This is a genomic window from Variovorax sp. V116 (assembly GCF_041154435.1).
GTDB lineage: Bacteria > Pseudomonadota > Gammaproteobacteria > Burkholderiales > Burkholderiaceae_C > Variovorax > Variovorax paradoxus.
Genome location: NZ_AP028661.1, coordinates 2713294 through 2730276 on the forward strand (window position 1 = coordinate 2713294; position 16983 = coordinate 2730276).

At 67.3% G+C, this 16983-nt stretch carries 15 protein-coding genes and 1 tRNA gene; 5 read left to right on the forward strand and 11 right to left on the reverse strand.

Annotation, left to right across the window (positions count from 1 at the left end; translation table 11 throughout):
• Window positions 1-7: 7 nt before the first annotated feature.
• Window positions 8-1792 carry a lipid A export permease/ATP-binding protein MsbA gene (gene msbA, locus ACAM58_RS12915; protein WP_026284061.1) on the reverse strand — a complete coding sequence of 595 codons (1785 nt, stop codon included), beginning with the start codon at window positions 1790-1792 and terminating at the stop codon, window positions 8-10.
• A gap of 251 nt (window positions 1793-2043) precedes the next feature.
• On the opposite strand from msbA, the gene tolB reads away from it, so the two are divergent.
• The 5 genes from tolB (at window position 2044) to ACAM58_RS12940 (ending at window position 5562) form a co-directional block, all read left to right on the forward strand.
• On the forward strand, window positions 2044-3270 hold the full coding sequence (gene tolB / locus ACAM58_RS12920; RefSeq protein WP_012747799.1) for a Tol-Pal system beta propeller repeat protein TolB: 1227 nt from the start codon (window positions 2044-2046) through the stop codon (window positions 3268-3270).
• A 25-nt stretch (window positions 3271-3295) separates the two neighbouring features.
• Window positions 3296-3814 carry a peptidoglycan-associated lipoprotein Pal gene (pal, locus tag ACAM58_RS12925; protein WP_012747800.1) on the forward strand — a complete coding sequence of 173 codons (519 nt, stop codon included), beginning with the start codon at window positions 3296-3298 and terminating at the stop codon, window positions 3812-3814.
• Complete coding sequence (gene ybgF / locus ACAM58_RS12930) at window positions 3814-4563, forward strand: tol-pal system protein YbgF (protein WP_012747801.1); 750 nt, start codon at window positions 3814-3816, stop codon at window positions 4561-4563. The genes pal and ybgF overlap by 1 nt, the downstream gene beginning before the upstream one ends.
• A gap of 49 nt (window positions 4564-4612) precedes the next feature.
• On the forward strand, window positions 4613-5425 hold the full coding sequence (locus ACAM58_RS12935) for a ThiF family adenylyltransferase (RefSeq protein ID WP_049826163.1): 813 nt from the start codon (window positions 4613-4615) through the stop codon (window positions 5423-5425).
• A 61-nt stretch (window positions 5426-5486) separates the two neighbouring features.
• A tRNA-Lys gene (locus ACAM58_RS12940) sits at window positions 5487-5562 on the forward strand.
• Between the two features lie 228 nt (window positions 5563-5790).
• On the opposite strand, the gene ACAM58_RS12945 is transcribed toward ACAM58_RS12940, so the two are convergent.
• The 10 genes from ACAM58_RS12945 to argA all read right to left on the reverse strand — a co-directional run bounded on the left by ACAM58_RS12945 (window position 5791) and on the right by argA (window position 16952).
• Window positions 5791-6507: a S24 family peptidase gene (locus tag ACAM58_RS12945; RefSeq protein WP_026284060.1), complete on the reverse strand. Its 717-nt coding sequence runs from the start codon at window positions 6505-6507 to the stop codon at window positions 5791-5793.
• A gap of 390 nt (window positions 6508-6897) precedes the next feature.
• Window positions 6898-7401, reverse strand: coding sequence for a hypothetical protein (locus ACAM58_RS12950; protein ID WP_012747818.1), 504 nt, complete (start codon window positions 7399-7401; stop codon window positions 6898-6900).
• Window positions 7402-7426: 25 nt separating this feature from the next.
• Complete coding sequence (locus ACAM58_RS12955) at window positions 7427-9379, reverse strand: ABC-F family ATP-binding cassette domain-containing protein (RefSeq protein WP_369662921.1); 1953 nt, start codon at window positions 9377-9379, stop codon at window positions 7427-7429.
• Window positions 9380-9523: 144 nt separating this feature from the next.
• Window positions 9524-10405, reverse strand: coding sequence for a 50S ribosomal protein L3 N(5)-glutamine methyltransferase (gene prmB / locus ACAM58_RS12960; RefSeq protein WP_369662922.1), 882 nt, complete (start codon window positions 10403-10405; stop codon window positions 9524-9526).
• A complete protein-coding gene (gene dapE / locus ACAM58_RS12965) occupies window positions 10402-11577 on the reverse strand; it encodes a succinyl-diaminopimelate desuccinylase (protein WP_369662923.1) in 1176 nt (391 codons plus the stop codon). The genes prmB and dapE overlap by 4 nt, the downstream gene beginning before the upstream one ends.
• A 16-nt stretch (window positions 11578-11593) precedes the next feature.
• Window positions 11594-12742: a PilT/PilU family type 4a pilus ATPase gene (locus ACAM58_RS12970; protein ID WP_307595458.1), complete on the reverse strand. Its 1149-nt coding sequence runs from the start codon at window positions 12740-12742 to the stop codon at window positions 11594-11596.
• A gap of 34 nt (window positions 12743-12776) precedes the next feature.
• Window positions 12777-13610, reverse strand: a complete 834-nt coding sequence (gene dapD / locus ACAM58_RS12975; RefSeq protein WP_319426098.1) for a 2,3,4,5-tetrahydropyridine-2,6-dicarboxylate N-succinyltransferase — start codon at window positions 13608-13610, stop codon at window positions 12777-12779.
• A gap of 44 nt (window positions 13611-13654) precedes the next feature.
• Window positions 13655-14866 carry a succinyldiaminopimelate transaminase gene (gene dapC / locus ACAM58_RS12980; RefSeq protein ID WP_369662924.1) on the reverse strand — a complete coding sequence of 404 codons (1212 nt, stop codon included), beginning with the start codon at window positions 14864-14866 and terminating at the stop codon, window positions 13655-13657.
• Between the two features lie 74 nt (window positions 14867-14940).
• Window positions 14941-15579 (reverse strand): LysE family translocator, encoded by a 639-nt coding sequence (locus ACAM58_RS12985; RefSeq protein ID WP_012747825.1) that lies wholly within the window; start codon window positions 15577-15579, stop codon window positions 14941-14943.
• A 26-nt stretch (window positions 15580-15605) separates the two neighbouring features.
• Window positions 15606-16952 carry an amino-acid N-acetyltransferase gene (gene argA, locus ACAM58_RS12990; RefSeq protein WP_012747826.1) on the reverse strand — a complete coding sequence of 449 codons (1347 nt, stop codon included), beginning with the start codon at window positions 16950-16952 and terminating at the stop codon, window positions 15606-15608.
• Window positions 16953-16983 lie beyond the last annotated feature (31 nt).

A 16983-nucleotide genomic window follows, 5' to 3' on the forward strand; every position in this document is an offset into this window, starting at 1 on the left:
AGGCTCGTCAGAGCGTCGGGTCCTGGCCCGGCGTCGCGCTGCGCACCGCCAGCGTCTGCAGCCGGGCATAGAGGCCGTCCAGCGCCATCAGCTGCGCGTGGCTGCCTTGCTCGGCGATGCGGCCCTGCTCCATCACGATGATGCGGTCGGCATGCTGGATGGTCGAGAGCCGGTGGGCGACGATCAGCGTGGTGCGGTTCTGCATCAGGCGCTGCAGGGCGTCCTGCACCAGCCGTTCCGATTCGGTGTCGAGGGCCGAGGTGGCCTCGTCGAGCAGCAGGATGGGCGCGTTCTTGTAGAGCGCGCGTGCAATGGCCAGGCGCTGGCGCTGGCCGCCGGAAAGCTGCGTGGCGTTGTGGCCGAGCACCGTGTCGATGCCCTGCGGCAGGCTTTCGACGTGGGAGGCGAGGTTGGCGGCTTCTATGCACTGCTGCACGCGAGCGCGATCGACGGCGGCGCCCAGCGCCACGTTGGCGGCCAGCGTGTCGTTGAGCATCACCACGTCCTGGCTCACCATCGCGAACTGCGCGCGCAGGCTCTTGAGCTCCCATTCGCTGGTGTCGTGCCCGTCGAGCAGCACCTGGCCGCCGCTCGGCAGCACGAAGCGCGGCAGCAGGTTGACCAGCGTGGTCTTGCCGGATCCCGAAGGCCCGACGAAGGCCACCACCTGACCCGGCTCGATCATCAGGTTCACGCCGTCGAGCGCGCGGGCCTCGTCCTCGCCGCGGTAGCTGACCCTGGCCTCGCGCAGTTCGATGCGGCCTTGCGCATGGTCGATGGCGAAGCTGCCCTGCGGCTCTGGCGCCACTTCGTCGATCAGCACCAGGCCGCGTTCGAGCGCTGCAAGGCCGCGCGTGATGGGCGCGGCCATGTCCGCCAGCCGGCGGATCGGCGCGATCAGCATCAGCATGGCCGTGATGTAGGCAACGAAGCCGCCCACGGTCAGGCCCTGTTCGCCGCTCTGCCAGAGCGCGATCATCACCACCACCGACAGTGCAAGCGCGGCCATCATCTGCGTGAGCGGCGTGGTGGCGGCCTGCGCAATGGTCGATTTCACGGCCAGGCGGTTCAGGCGCTGGCTCAGCTGTTCGAAGCGCTCGCCCTGCGCCGCCTCGGCCCCGTGCAGCCGCACCATGCGGTGCGCGAGCACGTTCTCTTCCACCACATAGGCGAGTTCGTCGGTGGCCTGCTGGCCCTGCTGGGTCAGGCGGTACAGGCGCTTGGAGAACACCTTCATGATCCACGAGATGCTCGGCACCAGGAAGGCGACGATGAGCGTGAGCTTCCAGTTCAGATAGACCAGGTAGGCGAGCAGCGCCACCAGCGTGAAGCCGTCGCGCGAGAGCCCGAGCAGGGCCTGCACCAGCAGCATGGAGCCGGTCTGCACCTCGTACACCACGGTGTTGGAAAGCGCGCTGGCCGACTGGCGCGAGAACAGCGCCAGCTCGGCCGCCAGCAGGCGCTGGAACAGCACGCGGCGCAGCCGCTGCATGCCTTCGTTGGCGATGCGCGAGAGCGCATATTGGGAAATGAACTGCGCGATGCCACGCACCGCGAACAGCAGCAGCACGGCCGCCGGCACGATCCACAGCGCGAGCTGGCCGCGGTTGAAGCCGCGGTCGAGCAGCGGCTTCAGCAGGGCCGCCATCAAGGGCTCGGTGACGGCCGCCAGCAGGGCGCCGATGAGCCCGACGGCCCACCAGTGGCGCGAGCCGCCGAACCAGGTCATGAGTCGCGCCAGCCGGCGTGTCAGGGGAGGGCGTGCGGTCTCACTGCCGGGGGATGCTTGCATGGCGGCGGATTCTACGGGGCCCACCGCAGGGCCCTTGGAGGGCCGCGCTGTAGGACCACATCGCCCGATACACGTTTTGTGACGGCACGATCGAACCAGTGTGTAACATGTGGCCCGTCGCACCGGGTAGAACTTTTTGACCCGAAACATCTCCGAACCGCATGAACAAGCCGTTGCCAGTTTCCATTCCAACTCCTTCTTCATCGTTTTTTGCACGCCGCGCCTTGATTGCGGCTCTTGCTGCAACTCCCATGCTGCCCGCGCTCGCCCAGTTCCGGGTCGAGGTGTCGGGCGTCGGACTCACGCAGCTGCCCATTGCGCTGGTTCCCTTCAAGGGGCAGGACGCCTCGCCGCAGAAGATCTCCGAGATCGTGCAGGCCGACCTGGAGCGCAGCGGCCAGTTCCGCGGCGTCGATGCCTCGGGCCAGGCGCTGGACGAAGCCTCGCGCCCCGACCTCGCGCTGTGGCGCCAGCGCACGGCCGATTCGCTCGTGGTGGGCAGCGTCACGCGCCTGGCCGACGGCCGCTTCGACGTGCGCTTCCGCCTGTGGGACGTGGTGCGCGGACAGGACCTCGGCGGCCAGAGCTACACCGTGCCGCAAGGCGATCTTCGGCTCGCCTCGCACCGCATTGCCGACTACGTCTATGAAAAGCTGACCGGCGACAAGGGCATCTTCTCGACCCGCATCGCCTACGTGACCAAGGGCGGCAGCCGCTATTCGCTGTGGGTGGCGGATGCCGACGGCGAGAACGCGCAGGCCGCGCTCGCCAGCCCCGAACCCATCATCTCGCCGGTCTGGTCGTCCAACGGGCAACAGCTGGCGTACGTGTCCTTCGAGTCGCGCAAGCCGGTGGTGTACGTGCACAACGTGGCGAGCGGGCAGCGCCGCCTCTTGGCCAACTTCCGCGGTTCCAACAGCGCGCCGGCATGGGCGCCCGATGGCGGCTCGCTGGCCGTCACGCTCAGCCGCGACGGCGGCTCCCAGCTCTACACGATCCCGGCGAGCGGCGGCGAGCCGCGCCGCCTGACCCAGAGCGCCAGCATCGACACCGAGCCCGTCTACTCGGCCGACGGCAGCACGATCTACTTCGTGAGCGACCGAGGCGGTGCGCCGCAGATCTACAAGATGAGCGCCAGCGGCGGCGCGCCGACGCGCGTCACCTTCAGCGGCACCTACAACATTTCTCCTTCTGTCAGCGGCGATGGCCGGTGGTTGGCCTACATCTCCCGCGTTGGCGGCGCCTTCAAACTCCATGTGATGGAGTTGGCCACCGGCAATGTCTCGGCCATCACCGACACCTCGGCAGACGAGAGCCCGAGTTTTGCCCCCAACAGCAAGCTGATCGTCTACGCAACGCACCTGCAAGGCCGCGAAGCGCTCATGACGACCACGCTGGATGGAAAAATAAAGGCACGTCTGGCGGGACAGGGCGGAGACATAAGAGAACCGGACTGGGGTCCGTTTCAAAAGCAATGACCAAGGTTTATTTGAGGAGTACCCAATGTTGAAACGTACGATTTATTCGCTGGCCATCGTGGCTCTGATTGCCGGCTGCTCGTCGGGCACCAAGCTCAACGACACCCCGGTGACCGACCGCTCCGGCACCGCCGGCGGCCAGCAGGGCAGCGCGAGCGCCGTGGCGCCCGTCACCATCGATCCCAATGCCGGTACCGCTCAAGGGCCGGTCGGTATCGAACGGATCGTCTATTTCGACTACGACAGCTATACGGTCAAGCCCGAGTTCCAGTCCCTGATCGACGGCCACGCCCGTTTCCTCAAGGCCAACCCGCAGCGCCGCGTTTCCATCGAAGGCCACACCGACGACCGTGGCGGCCGCGAGTACAACCTTGCACTCGGCCAGAAGCGCTCCGAGGCCGTCCGCCGCGCGCTGACGCTCTTGGGCGTGAGCGACGCCCAGATCGAAGCCGTGAGCTTCGGCAAGGAAAAGCCCGCGGTCCAGGGCTCGGGCGAAGAAGCCTGGGCACAGAACCGCCGCGCTGAAATCCGCTACACCCGGTGATGCAACACGCCCTGTTGCGAGGCGCGGCGCTGGCTGCCGCCTTGCTTTGCGTTTCGGCCGGCTCGCAGGCCGCGTTGTTCGAGGATGACGAGGCACGCCGCGCCATCCTCGACCTGCGCCAGCGGGTGGAGGCCATGCGCCAGCAGACCGACCAGCGGCTGACCGACGAAAACGGCCAGCTGCGCCGCAGCCTGCTCGACCTGCAGAACCAGATCGAGCAGATGCGGGGCGATCTCGCGCGCATGACCGGCCAGAACGAGCAGCTGCAGCGCACGGTCAGCGAGATGCAGTCGCGCCAGGCCACCATCGACGACCGGCTCAAGCAGAACGAGCCGACGAAGGTTTCGGTCGACGGCCGCGAGTTCACCGCCGATCCCAAGGAAAAGGCCGACTTCGACGCCGCGCTCGGCATCTTCCGTGCGGGCCAGTTCGCGCAGGCGCAAACCGCGTTTGCCGAATTCGTCAAGCGCTACCCGCAAAGCGGCTACAACGCCTCGGCGCTGTTCTGGCTCGGCAATGCGCAGTACGCCACGCGCAACTACAACGAGGCCATCGCGAACTTCCGCTCCATGCTGTCGCTTGCGCCCGACCACGCCAAGGCTCCCGAGGCCGTGCTGTCGATCGCCAACTGCCAGATCGAGCTGAAGGACACGCGCGCCGCGCGCCGCACGCTGGAAGACCTGACCAAGGCCTATCCGCAATCCGAAGCCGCCCAGGCTGGCCGCGAGCGTCTCTCGCGCCTGCGCTAGCAACGGCGAAGCCCTCCGCTTGAGCGCAGCCATCCTTCCCGATGCGTCGATCGCTGCCGCAGGTGTCGTGACCGACACCGCGGCGCCCGACTTCGCGCGCCGCTTCGGCGGCCTCGAGCGGCTGTACGGCGTGGCCGGTGCCGCGCGCATCCGCAACGCCCACGTGCTCGTCGCCGGCATCGGCGGCGTGGGCTCGTGGGCGGTCGAGGCGCTGGCGCGCAGCGGCGTCGGGCGGCTCACGCTGATCGATCTCGACCACGTCTCGGAGTCGAACATCAACCGGCAGATCCACGCGCTCGATGCGACCGTGGGTCAGGCCAAGGTCGAGGCCATGCGCGACCGCATTGCGCAGATCAATCCCGGCTGCCAGGTGCTCGCGCTCGATGAGTTCGTCGAGCCGGGCAACTGGATGGCATTGCTCGATGCGGCGCAGGCGGCCAACGGGCCCGCGACGGCCGTGATAGACGCCTGCGACCAGGTCAAGGCCAAGCTCGCGATGGCCGCGTGGGCGCGCGCGTCGCGCAGCGCTTTCGTGACCGTGGGCGCGGCCGGCGGCAAGCGGCAGGCGCACAAGGTCGACATCGACGATCTCGCGCTCGTCACGCACGACCCGCTGCTGGCCCAGCTTCGCCAGCGCCTTCGCAAGGAGCATGGCGCTCCGCGCGAGGGCCGCAAGATCGGCGTGGCCTGCGTCTTCAGCCGCGAGAGCGTCGCACCGCCCGATGCCTCCTGCGCCATCGAAGAAGGCGACGGTTCGCTCAACTGCCATGGCTATGGTTCGGTGGTGAGCGTGACCGCGACATTCGGCCAATGTGCAGCAGGTTGGGTTCTCGACAAGATTGCGAGCAACGCCACGCTATAATCTTTGGCTTTGCCGGATTCAACACCGGTTAAGAAAAACCGAAAAAGAAGAAATTGGTTCCGGGACGTTAGCTCAGTTGGTAGAGCAGCGGACTTTTAATCCGTTGGTCACTGGTTCGAATCCAGTACGTCCTACCAGACCCCTCCAAGAAGCCGCTCCACCGAGCGGCTTTTTTATTGCCCGCGGATCGCAGATCGCGTCAGCCAAAAAAACAGCCCGCGCGAGGGCGGGCTGGAAGATGGCCTGCTGGAGGAGGGAGGATCAGAGGATTGCAGGCCACAGGAGAGCCTTCACTATGTTCCCCCAACCTGCACGCAACCTGACCTCGGCGCGTGCCTTGAACGCGCGCGCCATGCAAGGCTCGGTCAGTCCTCGTCTTCCCACTTGCCCACCACGGTGCCGAGCACCGTGAAGGCGCTTCGGATCGGCTCGTGCTTCGGATTCAGCGGCAGCAGCCAGCGGCGGCCGTCTTCCTGCTTGAAGACCTTGAAGGTGACTTCGTTGCTCGCGTCGAGCCTGGCGATGATGCGCTCGCCGTCTTCGGGCGTCGTGCGCTGCGTGTCGACGAAGATGATCGACTCCGCGGGATAGCTCTTCAGGTGGCCGCTCGGTGCGGTCATGCTGTCGCCGCGCACGCGCAGCGCGTAGGTGTTGCCGGGGCTGTGATGCGCAACGCAGGGAAGCCAGCGCTCGGCCTGGATCGTTCCTTGCGCGGCGCCCTTCCATGAGGCGACCTGCGTCCACGCGATCAGGGGCACGGTGCCGGGCGTGCCGGGATTGAAGGAGGGGCCCGACGGCGGCGTGCGCGTGACCCGGTAGGCACCCGGAGGTTCGCTGGCGTTGTCGCGCGCCGTGCCTGGCTGGGGTGGGTCCCATGGCGCGGGGCCATCGCCGGTGTCGAGCCAGTTGGGGTCGACGCGGTAGGTGCGTGCCAGCGCGAGCAGGGCCATCGAGCGGCCGGTGTCGCCGCGTTCTATTTTCGAGATGTTGGATTGCTTGACGCCTGAAGCCGCTTCGGCTTGCTTCTGAGTCATTCCGGCGTATTTGCGCGCTGCCAATGCGCGCGCTGCAATAGTCTCCATGGGCGCCGATTTAAGCGCAGGCGAATATTCACTTTGGACTCTAGAATAGTTGAAAGGGAGTATTTGCCATGAAACCACGCAAGTTGGTGCTGGCGCCCAAAGCCGTGAGGCCGAAGCACAAACAAGCCAATCGAAGCGAAGAGCGAAGCCATCGCGCATGCGATGCGGCGCCGCGCTCAGCCCGTATTCACCTGTTGAGCTGAGCTGTGCGCAGGCTCCTGCCGCCGGGCCTGTGGCTGGACCGCGCGCTGTGCGTGCTGTTGGCGCTGCTGTCCGCCGCGGCTCTTTTCCATGGGTTTCGTTCGCAGGACGATGGCCTGGCCGGCCTGGGGATCGCGGGCCTCGTTGCCGCGGGGTGGATCGGGACCGCGCTGTTCGACGACAGCGCCTTCAGGCGGGCGCGTGCGGTCCGGGAGGCGGTAAAGAAAGCGTCGCGCTCACGCGCACGCAATCCTTGATGTGCTGCTCGCCGAGAGCGCGCAAGGCAGCGTAGCCGAGCGCAGCGGAGACGATCTGCCCGGCAATCGGCACGTACTTGGCGGCCTGCTTGGCCGTGAGCTTCACGCCCGCGTGCCGCGCGAGCTTGATCAGCAGGTCGCGCGTGACGAGCCGGCCGACCAGCAGCGCACCAACGGTCGTGGCGGCCTTCTGGATGCGTTCGCGCTGGTGCGGCGCGAGCTTTTCGACCTGGGTGACGGACAGGCCGAACTCGGCGCTGATCTGCGGCACCAGGCGCGAGAGCAGGGCCGCGTCGGCCGCCCAGTCGATGCCCGGCAGGGGCACGGCGCTGGCGGCCGCGGCCATCAGCGCCTTGCGGCCGATCAGGCGGCGGCTGCGGTGGATGGCCGCGATCAGCTTTTCGTCACCACGGGCCAGTTCGATGGCGGACGGCATGCAGGGCGTCTCCTTGGCAGAGAGTTCAGGCCGCGAGCGCCTCGAGCTGGTCCGACAGGGCCAGCCAGCGCTCTTCGAGGCGTCCGATTTCGTCGTTGAGGGCTTTCAGCCGCTTGCCCGCCTCGGCAATCTCGGCTGACGGCAGGGGCTGCGCCAGGCGCGCCTCGAGCGCGGTGCGCTCGGTGCCGGCCGCAGCCAGCCGTTCGTCGATCTGCGCGATCTCGCGCTTGATCGGCTTGGCCTGGTCGCTGCGCTGCTGGCGGTCCTGGATGTCCTGCTTGGGCACCTGGGCGGCCGTGTTGGCGGCTTCGCGCACGGCGACCTTGGCTTCCTCGCGCAGCCGCTTGGCTTCGTCGAGCAGGTAGCGCTGGTAGTCGTCCAGGTCGCCATCGAAATCGGCGACCACGCCGCGGCCCACGAGCCAGAACTCGTCGCACACCGAGCGCAGCAGCGCGCGGTCGTGGCTCACCAGCATCAGCGTGCCTTCGAACTCGTTGAGCGCCACGGCCAGCGCCTCGCGTGTGGCCAGGTCCAGGTGGTTGGTGGGCTCGTCGAGCAGCAGCAGGTTGGGGCGCTGCCAGACCATCATCGCGAGCACCAGGCGCGCCTTCTCGCCGCCGCTCATGGTGCCCACGGGCTGCTTCACCATGTCGCCGCTGAAGTTGAAGCTGCCGAGGAAGCCGCGCAGCGCCTGCTCGCCGGTGCTTTCCTTGACGGCGCTGCCCAGCTCGCGCGCCATGCGCACCATGTGCTCGAGCGGGTTGTCCTGCGGGCGCAGCACGTCGAGTTCCTGCTGCGCGAAGTAGCCGATGTTCAGGCCCTTGCCCTCGGTGACCTGGCCGGCCAGCGCGCCCATTTCGCGTGCAATGGTCTTCACCAGCGTCGACTTGCCCTGGCCGTTGGCGCCCAGGATGCCGATGCGCTGGCCCGCGAGCACCGAGCGGCTCACGCCGCGCAGGATGGTCTTGGGTTCTTCGCCCTCGATCTCATAGCCGAAGCTCGCATTGCTGATCGAGAGCATCGGATTCGGGATGTTGCCCGGCTCCTTGAACTCGAAGGTGAAGTCGGCCTCGGCCAAGAGCGGCGCGACTCTTTCCATGCGCTCCAGCGCCTTGACGCGGCTTTGCGCCTGCTTGGCCTTGCTGGCCTTGGCCTTGAAGCGGTCGATGAACTTCTGCAGGTGGGCGATCTTGTCCTGCTGCTTGGAGAAGGCGACCTGCTGCTGCTCCATCTGCAGCGCGCGCATGTCCTCGAACTTGCTGTAGTTGCCGCCGTAGCGCGTGAGCTGGGCGTTGGCGATGTGCAGCGTGACGTCGGTCACGGCGTCGAGGAACTCGCGGTCGTGGCTGATGACGATCATGGTGCCGGCGTACTTCTGCAGCCAGGCTTCGAGCCACACCAGTGCGTCCAAGTCCAGGTGGTTGGTGGGTTCGTCGAGCAGCAGCAGGTCGCTCGGGCACATCAGCGCGCGGGCCAACTGCAGACGCATGCGCCAGCCGCCCGAAAAGCTGTTGACGGGCTCGTCGAGCTCGTGCGACTTGAAGCCCAGCCCGAGCACCAGCGCCTGCGCGCGCGGCACGGCGTCGTGCTCGCCGGCGTCGGCCAGGTCGGTGTAGGCGTGGGCCAGCTCCATGCCGATGTCGGCGTCGTCGGGGTTGGCTTCGTAGGCGGCCTCGATGGCCGCCAGCGTGGCGCGCAGCTCGGTCAGCCGCGAGTCGCCGCCGACCACGAAGTCGGTCGCCGACTCCTCGGTTTCGGGCATGTCCTGCGCCACCTGCGCCATGCGCCACTGCTTGGGCACGTAGAAGTCGCCGCCGTCTTCGTGCAGCGAGCCGTTGAAGAGCGCGAACAGGGTCGACTTGCCGGCGCCGTTGCGCCCGACGAGGCCGACCTTCTCACCGGGGTTGATGGTGACGGTGGCGCCGTCGAGCAGAACCTTGGCGCTGCGGCGAAGAATGACGTTTTTGAGAGTAATCATGAAATAGGAACCGTAGGGGCGATTATCCCGCCCGGCCCGTGGCGGCCTGGCGCGAAGGGGCAAATGGGGAGGACACCACCCGGAAAAGGAGGGGCGCAGCCGTGGCTGCGGAAAAGCGGCGGAAAGGGACGTGGGCGGGCGCAGCTAACGCGCGCCGGCGCCAGCCAGCAGCGCGGCTCGGGTCACGAGCAGGACCTGGTCCTCGCCTGCGGAGGTTTCCAGCCACACCACTTCGAGCTGCGGGAAGGCGGCTTCGAAGTAGTCGCGCTCGTTGCCGATTTCCAGCACCAGCACGGCCTCTTCGCTCATGCGCGAAGGCGCGTCGGCGAACAGCTGGCGAACGAAGTCCATGCCGTCGGTGCCGCCGGCCAGCGCCAGTTCGGGCTCGGCGCGGTATTCGGCGGGCAGGGCGGCCATGCTCGCGCTGTTCACGTAGGGCGGATTGCACAGCACCAGGTCGTAGGGACCGGGCAGCCTGGCGAGGCCGTCGGACTCGACCAGCCGGATGCGTGCATCGAGCTGGTGCCGGGTGACGTTGATGGCCGCCACCTCGAGCGCCTCGGCCGACAGGTCGGCGGCATCGACCCTGATGTCCGGATAGGTCATGGCCGCGAGCACTGCCAGGCTGCCGTTGCCCGTGCACAGGTCGAGCACGCGCTGCGTGTGCTCGCCGAGCCAGTAGTCGATGCTGCCGTCGGCGATCAGTTCGGCGATGAAGCTGCGCGGCACGATGGCGCGCTCGTCCACGTAGAAGGGCACGCCCTGCAGCCAGGCCTCCTTGGTGAGATAGGCAGCGGGCTTGCGCGTGGCGATGCGTTCATCGAGCAGCGCCGCGACCTTGCCGGCATCGGCCGGCGAGACGGCCTTGTCGGCCACCGCGTCGATGTCGTCCAGCGGCAGCTTCAGGCGCCAGAGCACCAGCCAGGCGGCTTCGTCGAAGGCGTTGGCGGTGCCGTGGCCGAAGGCGACTCCGGCTTCTTCCAGCCGCCTGGCGCCGGCCTCGATCAGCTCGATGACAGTGCTCATCGGGCGAGCGACGCTTCGAGGCGCTCCAGCGTGCGCTTGTAGATGTTCTTCAGCGTCTCGATCTCGGCCACGTCGATGTGCTCGTCGATCTTGTGGATGCTGGCGTTGACCGGGCCGAGCTCGACCACCTGCTTGCAGATCTTGGCGATGAAGCGCGCATCGCTGGTGCCGCCGCTGGTCGAGAGCTCGGTGGCGATGCCGGTTTCGTCGGCAATGGCCGCCTGCACCGCGCTGACGAGTTCGCCCGGCGTCGTGAGGAAGGGCAGGCCGCCGATGGTCCAGGCGAGCGTGCAGTCCACGCCGTGCGCATCGAGCACCGCATGCACGCGCTTTTGCAGCGACTCGGGCGTCGATTCGGTCGAGAAGCGGAAATTGAAGTCGATGACCGCGCTGCCCGGAATCACGTTGCTTGCACCGGTGCCCGCGTGAAAGTTGCTGATCTGCCAGCTGGTGGGCTGGAAGTAGGCATTGCCCGCGTCCCAGCCGCCCGCGGCGTTGATGGCCACCAGTTCCGCCAGCGCGGGCGCCACGGCATGCACCGGGTTCTTTGCGAGGTGCGGATAGGCGATGTGGCCCTGCACGCCGTGGACCGTGAGCTTGCCGCTCATGGTGCCGCGGCGGCCGTTCTTGATCATGTCGCCGCAGCGCTCGACGGCCGTGGGCTCGCCGACGATGCAGTAGTCGATGGTTTCGCCGCGCGCGGCCAGCGCGTTGCAGACGATGACCGTGCCATCGACGCCCGGGCCTTCCTCGTCGCTGGTGAGCAGGAGCGCGAGCGTGAGCCTGGGATCGGGCGTGGCCGCAAGGAATTCCTCGATGGAGACAACGAAGGCCGCGACCGATGTCTTCATGTCGCATGCGCCGCGGCCATAGAGCTTGCCGCCGCGGTGGGTGGGCGTGAACGGATGGCTGGTCCACTGCTCGACCGGCCCCGTGGGCACCACGTCGGTGTGGCCTGCGAACACCAGCGTCTTTGTCGGCGCGGTGCCGGCCGGACGGCGCACCGCCCACAGGTTGGTCACGCGAAAATCGGCCGGGCCGCTTTCGATGGTTTCGAGCGTGAAGCCCAGCCGTGCCAGCCGTTCGCCGAGGATCTGTTGGCAGCCCGCATCGTCGGGGGTGACCGAGGGGCGCGAGATGAGTTGTTCGGCGAGCTGGAGGGTACGGGACATCGGGGAAAGGCTGGGTTCAGAACTTCACGTCGAGCGTGATGTCGGTGAAGGTGGGTTCGTCGACCTGGTCCGTCAGGTTGCGGTCTTCGGTCTTCTGCTTGGGCGCGGCGCGGTTCTGCAGCCGCCACATCAGGTTGGTGGGCGAGTCGGCCTGGGCCAGGCCTTCCTCGCGCGTCACGCGCTCTTCGGTGATGAGGCGGGCAATGTCTTCCTCGAAGGTCTGCGAGCCTTCGGCCATCGATTGCTCCATGGCCTCCTTGACGGCGGAGAAGTCGCCCTTTTCGATCAGTTCGGCCACCAGGGCCGTGTTGAGCATGACCTCGAGCGCCGGCACGCGGCCGCCGGTGGGCGTGCGCAGCAGCCGCTGCGACACGATGGCGCGCAGCGCCGAGCCCAGGTCGCCCAGCAGCGTGGGGCGCACCTCGACCGGGAAGAAGCTCAGGATGCGGTTGAGCGCGCGGTAGCTGTTGTTGGCATGCAGCGTGGCCACGCACAGGTGGCCCGACTGCGCGTAGGCAATGGCAGCCGTCATGGTTTCGCGGTCGCGGATCTCGCCGATCTGGATCACGTCGGGCGCCTGGCGCAGCGCATTCTTGAGCGCAACCTGCAGCGACTCGGTGTCGCTGCCCACGTCGCGCTGGTTCACCAGCGACTTCTTGTTGGTGTAGGTGAACTCGATGGGTTCTTCCACCGTGAGGATGTGGCCCGTGGCGTGCTCGTTGCGGTAGTCGAGCATCGAGGCCAGCGTGGTGGTCTTGCCGGCGCCGGTCGCGCCCACCATCAGGATCAGCCCGCGCTTCTCCATGATGAGCGTCTTGAGGATGTCGGGTAGGTTCAGGTCGGCAAAGCTCGGAATGGTCGAGGCGATGTGCCGCACCACCACCGCATAGCTGCCGCGCTGGCGCATGGCGCTGATGCGGTAGTTGCCGGCGCCCTCGAGCATCACGGCCATGTTGAGTTCGCCGGTTCGCTCCAGCTCCTGGATGCGGGCTTCGGGCACCACCTCGGCCAGCAGCGCGAGCGGCGCGTTGGCCGGCAGCACCTGGGCGTTGATCGGCACGCAGGTGCCGTTGAGGCGGATCAGCACCGGGGAGTGCGCCGAGAGGTAGATGTCGGAGGCCTTGCGCTCGGCCATCAAACGAAGAATCCGCTCCATCATGTTCATCGGTCTCTCTCCTCGGGTGCTGTTGTTTTCTCGATCAGTCGCGCAGCAGGTCGTTCAGGCTGGTCTTGGAACGCGTTTGCGCATCGACCGTCTTGACGATGATTGCTGCGTAGGTGCTGTATTCCTGGCCCGACTTGGTCTTCTTGGGCAGGTTGCCGCTGATCACGACGCTGCCGGACGGCACGCGGCCGAAGGACGTCTCTCCGGTGTCGCGGTTGAAGATCGGGGTGCTCTGGCCGATGTACACCCCCATGCCGAGCACCGAGTTTTCCTCGATCACCACGCCCTCGACCACTTCGGAGCGCGCGCCGATGAAGCAGTTGTCCTCGATGATGGTCGGGCCGGCTTGCAGCGGCTCCAGCACGCCGCCGATGCCGACGCCGCCCGACAGGTGCACGTTGGCACCGATCTGCGCGCAGGAACCCACGGTGGCCCAGGTGTCGACCATGGTGCCTTCGCCCACGTAGGCGCCGATGTTCACGTAGGAAGGCATCAGGATCGCGCCCTTGGCGATGTAGCTGCCGCGGCGGGCCACGGCCGGCGGCACGATGCGAACGCCCGATTCCTTCAGCTCGTTTGCCGACAGGTGCGAGAACTTGGTGGGCACCTTGTCGTAGAAGCCCAGCGAGCCGGCCTGCATCTGCTCGTTGTCCTTCAGGCGGAACGACAGCAGCACGGCCTTCTTGATCCACTGGTGCACGGTCCACTGGCCCACGCTTTCGCGCGTGGCAACGCGCAGCTTGCCGTTGTTGAGCTCGGAAATCACGTGCTCGACGGCATCGCGCACCTCGGCAGTGGCGGCGCTGGACGAGATGTTGGCGCGGTCTTCCCACGCGGCGTCGATGATTTGTTGCAGTTGCTGGGTCATGGAGAAAGTCTCGTGTGAAAAATGGGTGCGGGCGGAAAAGCGGGTCAGCGGCGGGCGTCCTTGCAGAAGCGGACGATGCGCTGGGCGGCCTCCACGCATTCGGCTGTTTCGGCGACCAGTGCCATGCGGATGCGGCCGCGGCCTGGGTTGGCGCCGTGGGCGGTCTCTCGCGCCAGATAGCTCCCCGGCAGAACCGTCACATTGTATTGAGCGTAGAGCGCGCGGGCGAAGGCTTCGTCGTCGCCAGCCCACACTTGGGGAATGCCGGCCCAGAGATAGAAACTGGCGTCGGGCAGGCGCACGTCGAGCACGGGTTCGAGCAGCGGCGTGACGGCCGCGAACTTGGCGCGGTACTGGGCGCGGTTGTCCACCACATGGGACTCGTCGCCCCAGGCCGCGATGCTGGCTGCGGCCACGGCGCCGCTCATGGCGCTGCCGTGGTAGGTGCGGTAGAGCAGGAACTTCTTGATGATGGCCGCGTCGCCCGCCACGAAGCCGCTGCGCAGGCCGGGCACGTTGCTGCGCTTGGACAGCGAGGTCAGCGCAATCAGGTTCCGGAAATCGGGCCGCCCGAGCTTCACCGAGGCCTCGAGTCCGCTGAGCGGGGGCTCGTCGCGGAAATAGATCTCGCTGTAGCACTCGTCGGCGGCAATCACGAAGCCGTGGCGGTCCGACAGGTCGAAGAGCCTTTTCCATTCGTCCAGCGACATCACCGCACCCGTCGGGTTGCCCGGCGAGCAGACGAACACCAACTGCGTGCGGGCCCAGACGGCCTCGGGCACGCTGTCCCAGGCCACGGCGAAATTGCGCGCGGGCACGCTGGCCACGTAGTACGGCTCGGCGCCCGAAAGCAGGGCCGCGCCCTCGTAGATCTGATAGAACGGATTGGGCGACATCACCACCGGCTGCGGCGAGGCGGTGGGGTCGACCACGGTCTGCGCCAGCGAGAACAGGGCTTCCCGCGAACCGTTGACAGGCAGCACCTGCGTGGCCGGGTCGAGGGTGAGGCTGTAGCGGGTTTTCAGCCAGTCGGTGAAGGCGGTGCGCAGGGTCAGGTCGCCCGCGGTCGCGGGGTAGGCGGCCAGCGCGCCGAGGCTGGCGCTCAAAGCGTCCTTGATGAAGCCTGGCGTGGCGTGCTTGGGTTCGCCGATGCCCAGGCTGATGGCCGGGAACTCGGGGTTGGGCGTGACGCCCGCGAACAGTTGCTTCAGCCGCTCGAAGGGATAGGGTTGCAACCGGGAAAGCAGGGGATTCATGCCCGGGATTATCGGTGACAGGTGTTACCGTTCCTGCCGAAGCGGCTACTGGCAGCCATGACGGCTGGCAGGCGTCAGGCCGCGCTGCGCCGGTAGAAGGCGAGCGAGCCCGCCAGTGCCAGCAGCATGCCGCCGCAGGCGCGGTCGATCCAGCGCGTTGCCGATGCCGTCAGCACCCGGATCGCGCGGGCGCCGACGAAGGCGTAGGCCAGCATCACCAGCGTGTCGAGGCCCGCGAAGATCAAGGCAATGATCAGGTACTGCGGCGCCTGCGCAGCCGCCGGATCGATGAACTGCGGCAGGAGCGCCGAGCAGAAGATGTAGCCCTTGGGGTTGGTCACCGCCACCAGGAAGGACTTGAAGAAGATGCGCCGGCTTTCGCCCGCCGTCACCGTGGCGGCCGCGTCCGCATCCGGCAGCTTGAAGCCGCCCTTGGAGCGCAGCATGCGCAGCCCGAGCCAGGCCAGGTAGGCGGCGCCCACCCACTTGAGCATCGAGAACCAGAACTCCGACGCCGCGAGCAGCGCACCCAGGCCAAGCGCGACGGCGCCCACCAGCACGAAGTCCGACAGCACCGCGCCGAGCATGCCCGGCAGCGCCCGGCGCACGCCGTGGCGGGAGCCGTTGCTCAGCGCCAGCAGCACCGTGGGGCCGGGCGTGGCGATGGCGGTGAAGGCGACCAGGGTGAACAGCAGGGCGGTGGCGAGCGTCATGGCGGCGGGGCGTCCTTCTTCCAGCTTCAGATTTTCTTGACCAGCACCTGGCTCTTGCGGTCCCAGTTGTACTTGCGCTTGCGGGCTTCGGGCAGCCAGTCGGGGTTGACCTGCTGAAAGCCGCGCTTGAGGAACCAGTGCATGGTGCGCGTGGTGAGCACGAAGATGCTTTCCAGGCCCATGGCCTTGGCGCGGTGCTCGATGCGCTTGAGGATGCGTTCGCCGTCGCCCTGCGACTGCGACTGGGGCGAGACGGTGAGCGCGGCCATCTCGGCGGTCTTGGCCTCGGGGTAGGGGTAGAGCGCCGCGCAGCCGAAGATCACGCCGTCGTGTTCGATGACCGTGTAGTGGCCCACGTCGCGCTCGATCTCGGTGCGGTCGCGCTTGACCAGCGTGCCGTCGCGCTCGAAGGGCTCGATCAGCTGCAGGATGCCGCCGATGTCGTCGACCGTGGCTTCGCGCAGGCTCTCGAGCTTCTCGTCGATCACCATGGTGCCGACGCCGTCGTGCACGTACACCTCGAGCAGCAGCGCGCCGTCCAGCGCAAAGGGCAGGATGTGGTTGCGCTCCACGCCGCCCTTGCAGGCCTTCACGCAGTGCTGCAGGTAGAAGGCGGTGTCGGTGGGCTTTTGCGGCGGCGGCAGCGAGGCCAGCAGCTTCTCGGCCGCGGCGAGCGGCAGCTCGGTGTCGATGGGGTTGTCTTCGCTCTCGGGCAATTCACTGTCGATGCGGATGCCAGGGATCTCGGTCAGGAAGATCAGCTTGTCGGCCTGGATGGAGATGGCCACGCTGGTGGCGACTTCTTCCATCGTCAGGTTGAAGGCCTCGCCCGTGGGCGAGAAGCCGAAGGGCGACATCAGCACCATGGCGCCGAAGTCGAGCGTGCGGCGGATGCCCACGGCGTCGACCTTGCGCACCAGGCCCGAATGCTTGAAGTCCACGCCGTCGACCACCCCGACGGGGCGCGCGGTGATGAAGTTGCCCGAGATCACGCGCACCGTCGATCCGGCCATTGGCGTGTTCGGCAGGCCCTGGCTGAAGGCGGCCTCGATCTCGTAGCGCAGCTGGCCGGCGGCTTCCTGCGCCGAATCCAGCGCCACCTCGTCGGTGATGCGGATGCCGTGCGAGTAGCGCGCCTCGTGCCCCTTGGCCGCGAGCTGCTCGTTGACCTGCGGGCGGAAGCCGTGCACCAGCACGATCTTGACGCCCATGCTCTGGATCAGCGCAAGGTCCTGCGCAATGTTCTGCAGCTTGCCCGCCGCGATCGCCTCGCCTGCCAGCGCGACCACGAAGGTCTTGCCGCGGTGCGTGTGGATGTAGGGCGCGACCGAGCGGAACCAGGGCACGAAGGTGAAGTTGAAAACGGTGGACATGGAGCGTGATTGTGCATTCTTGGAGGGCGGT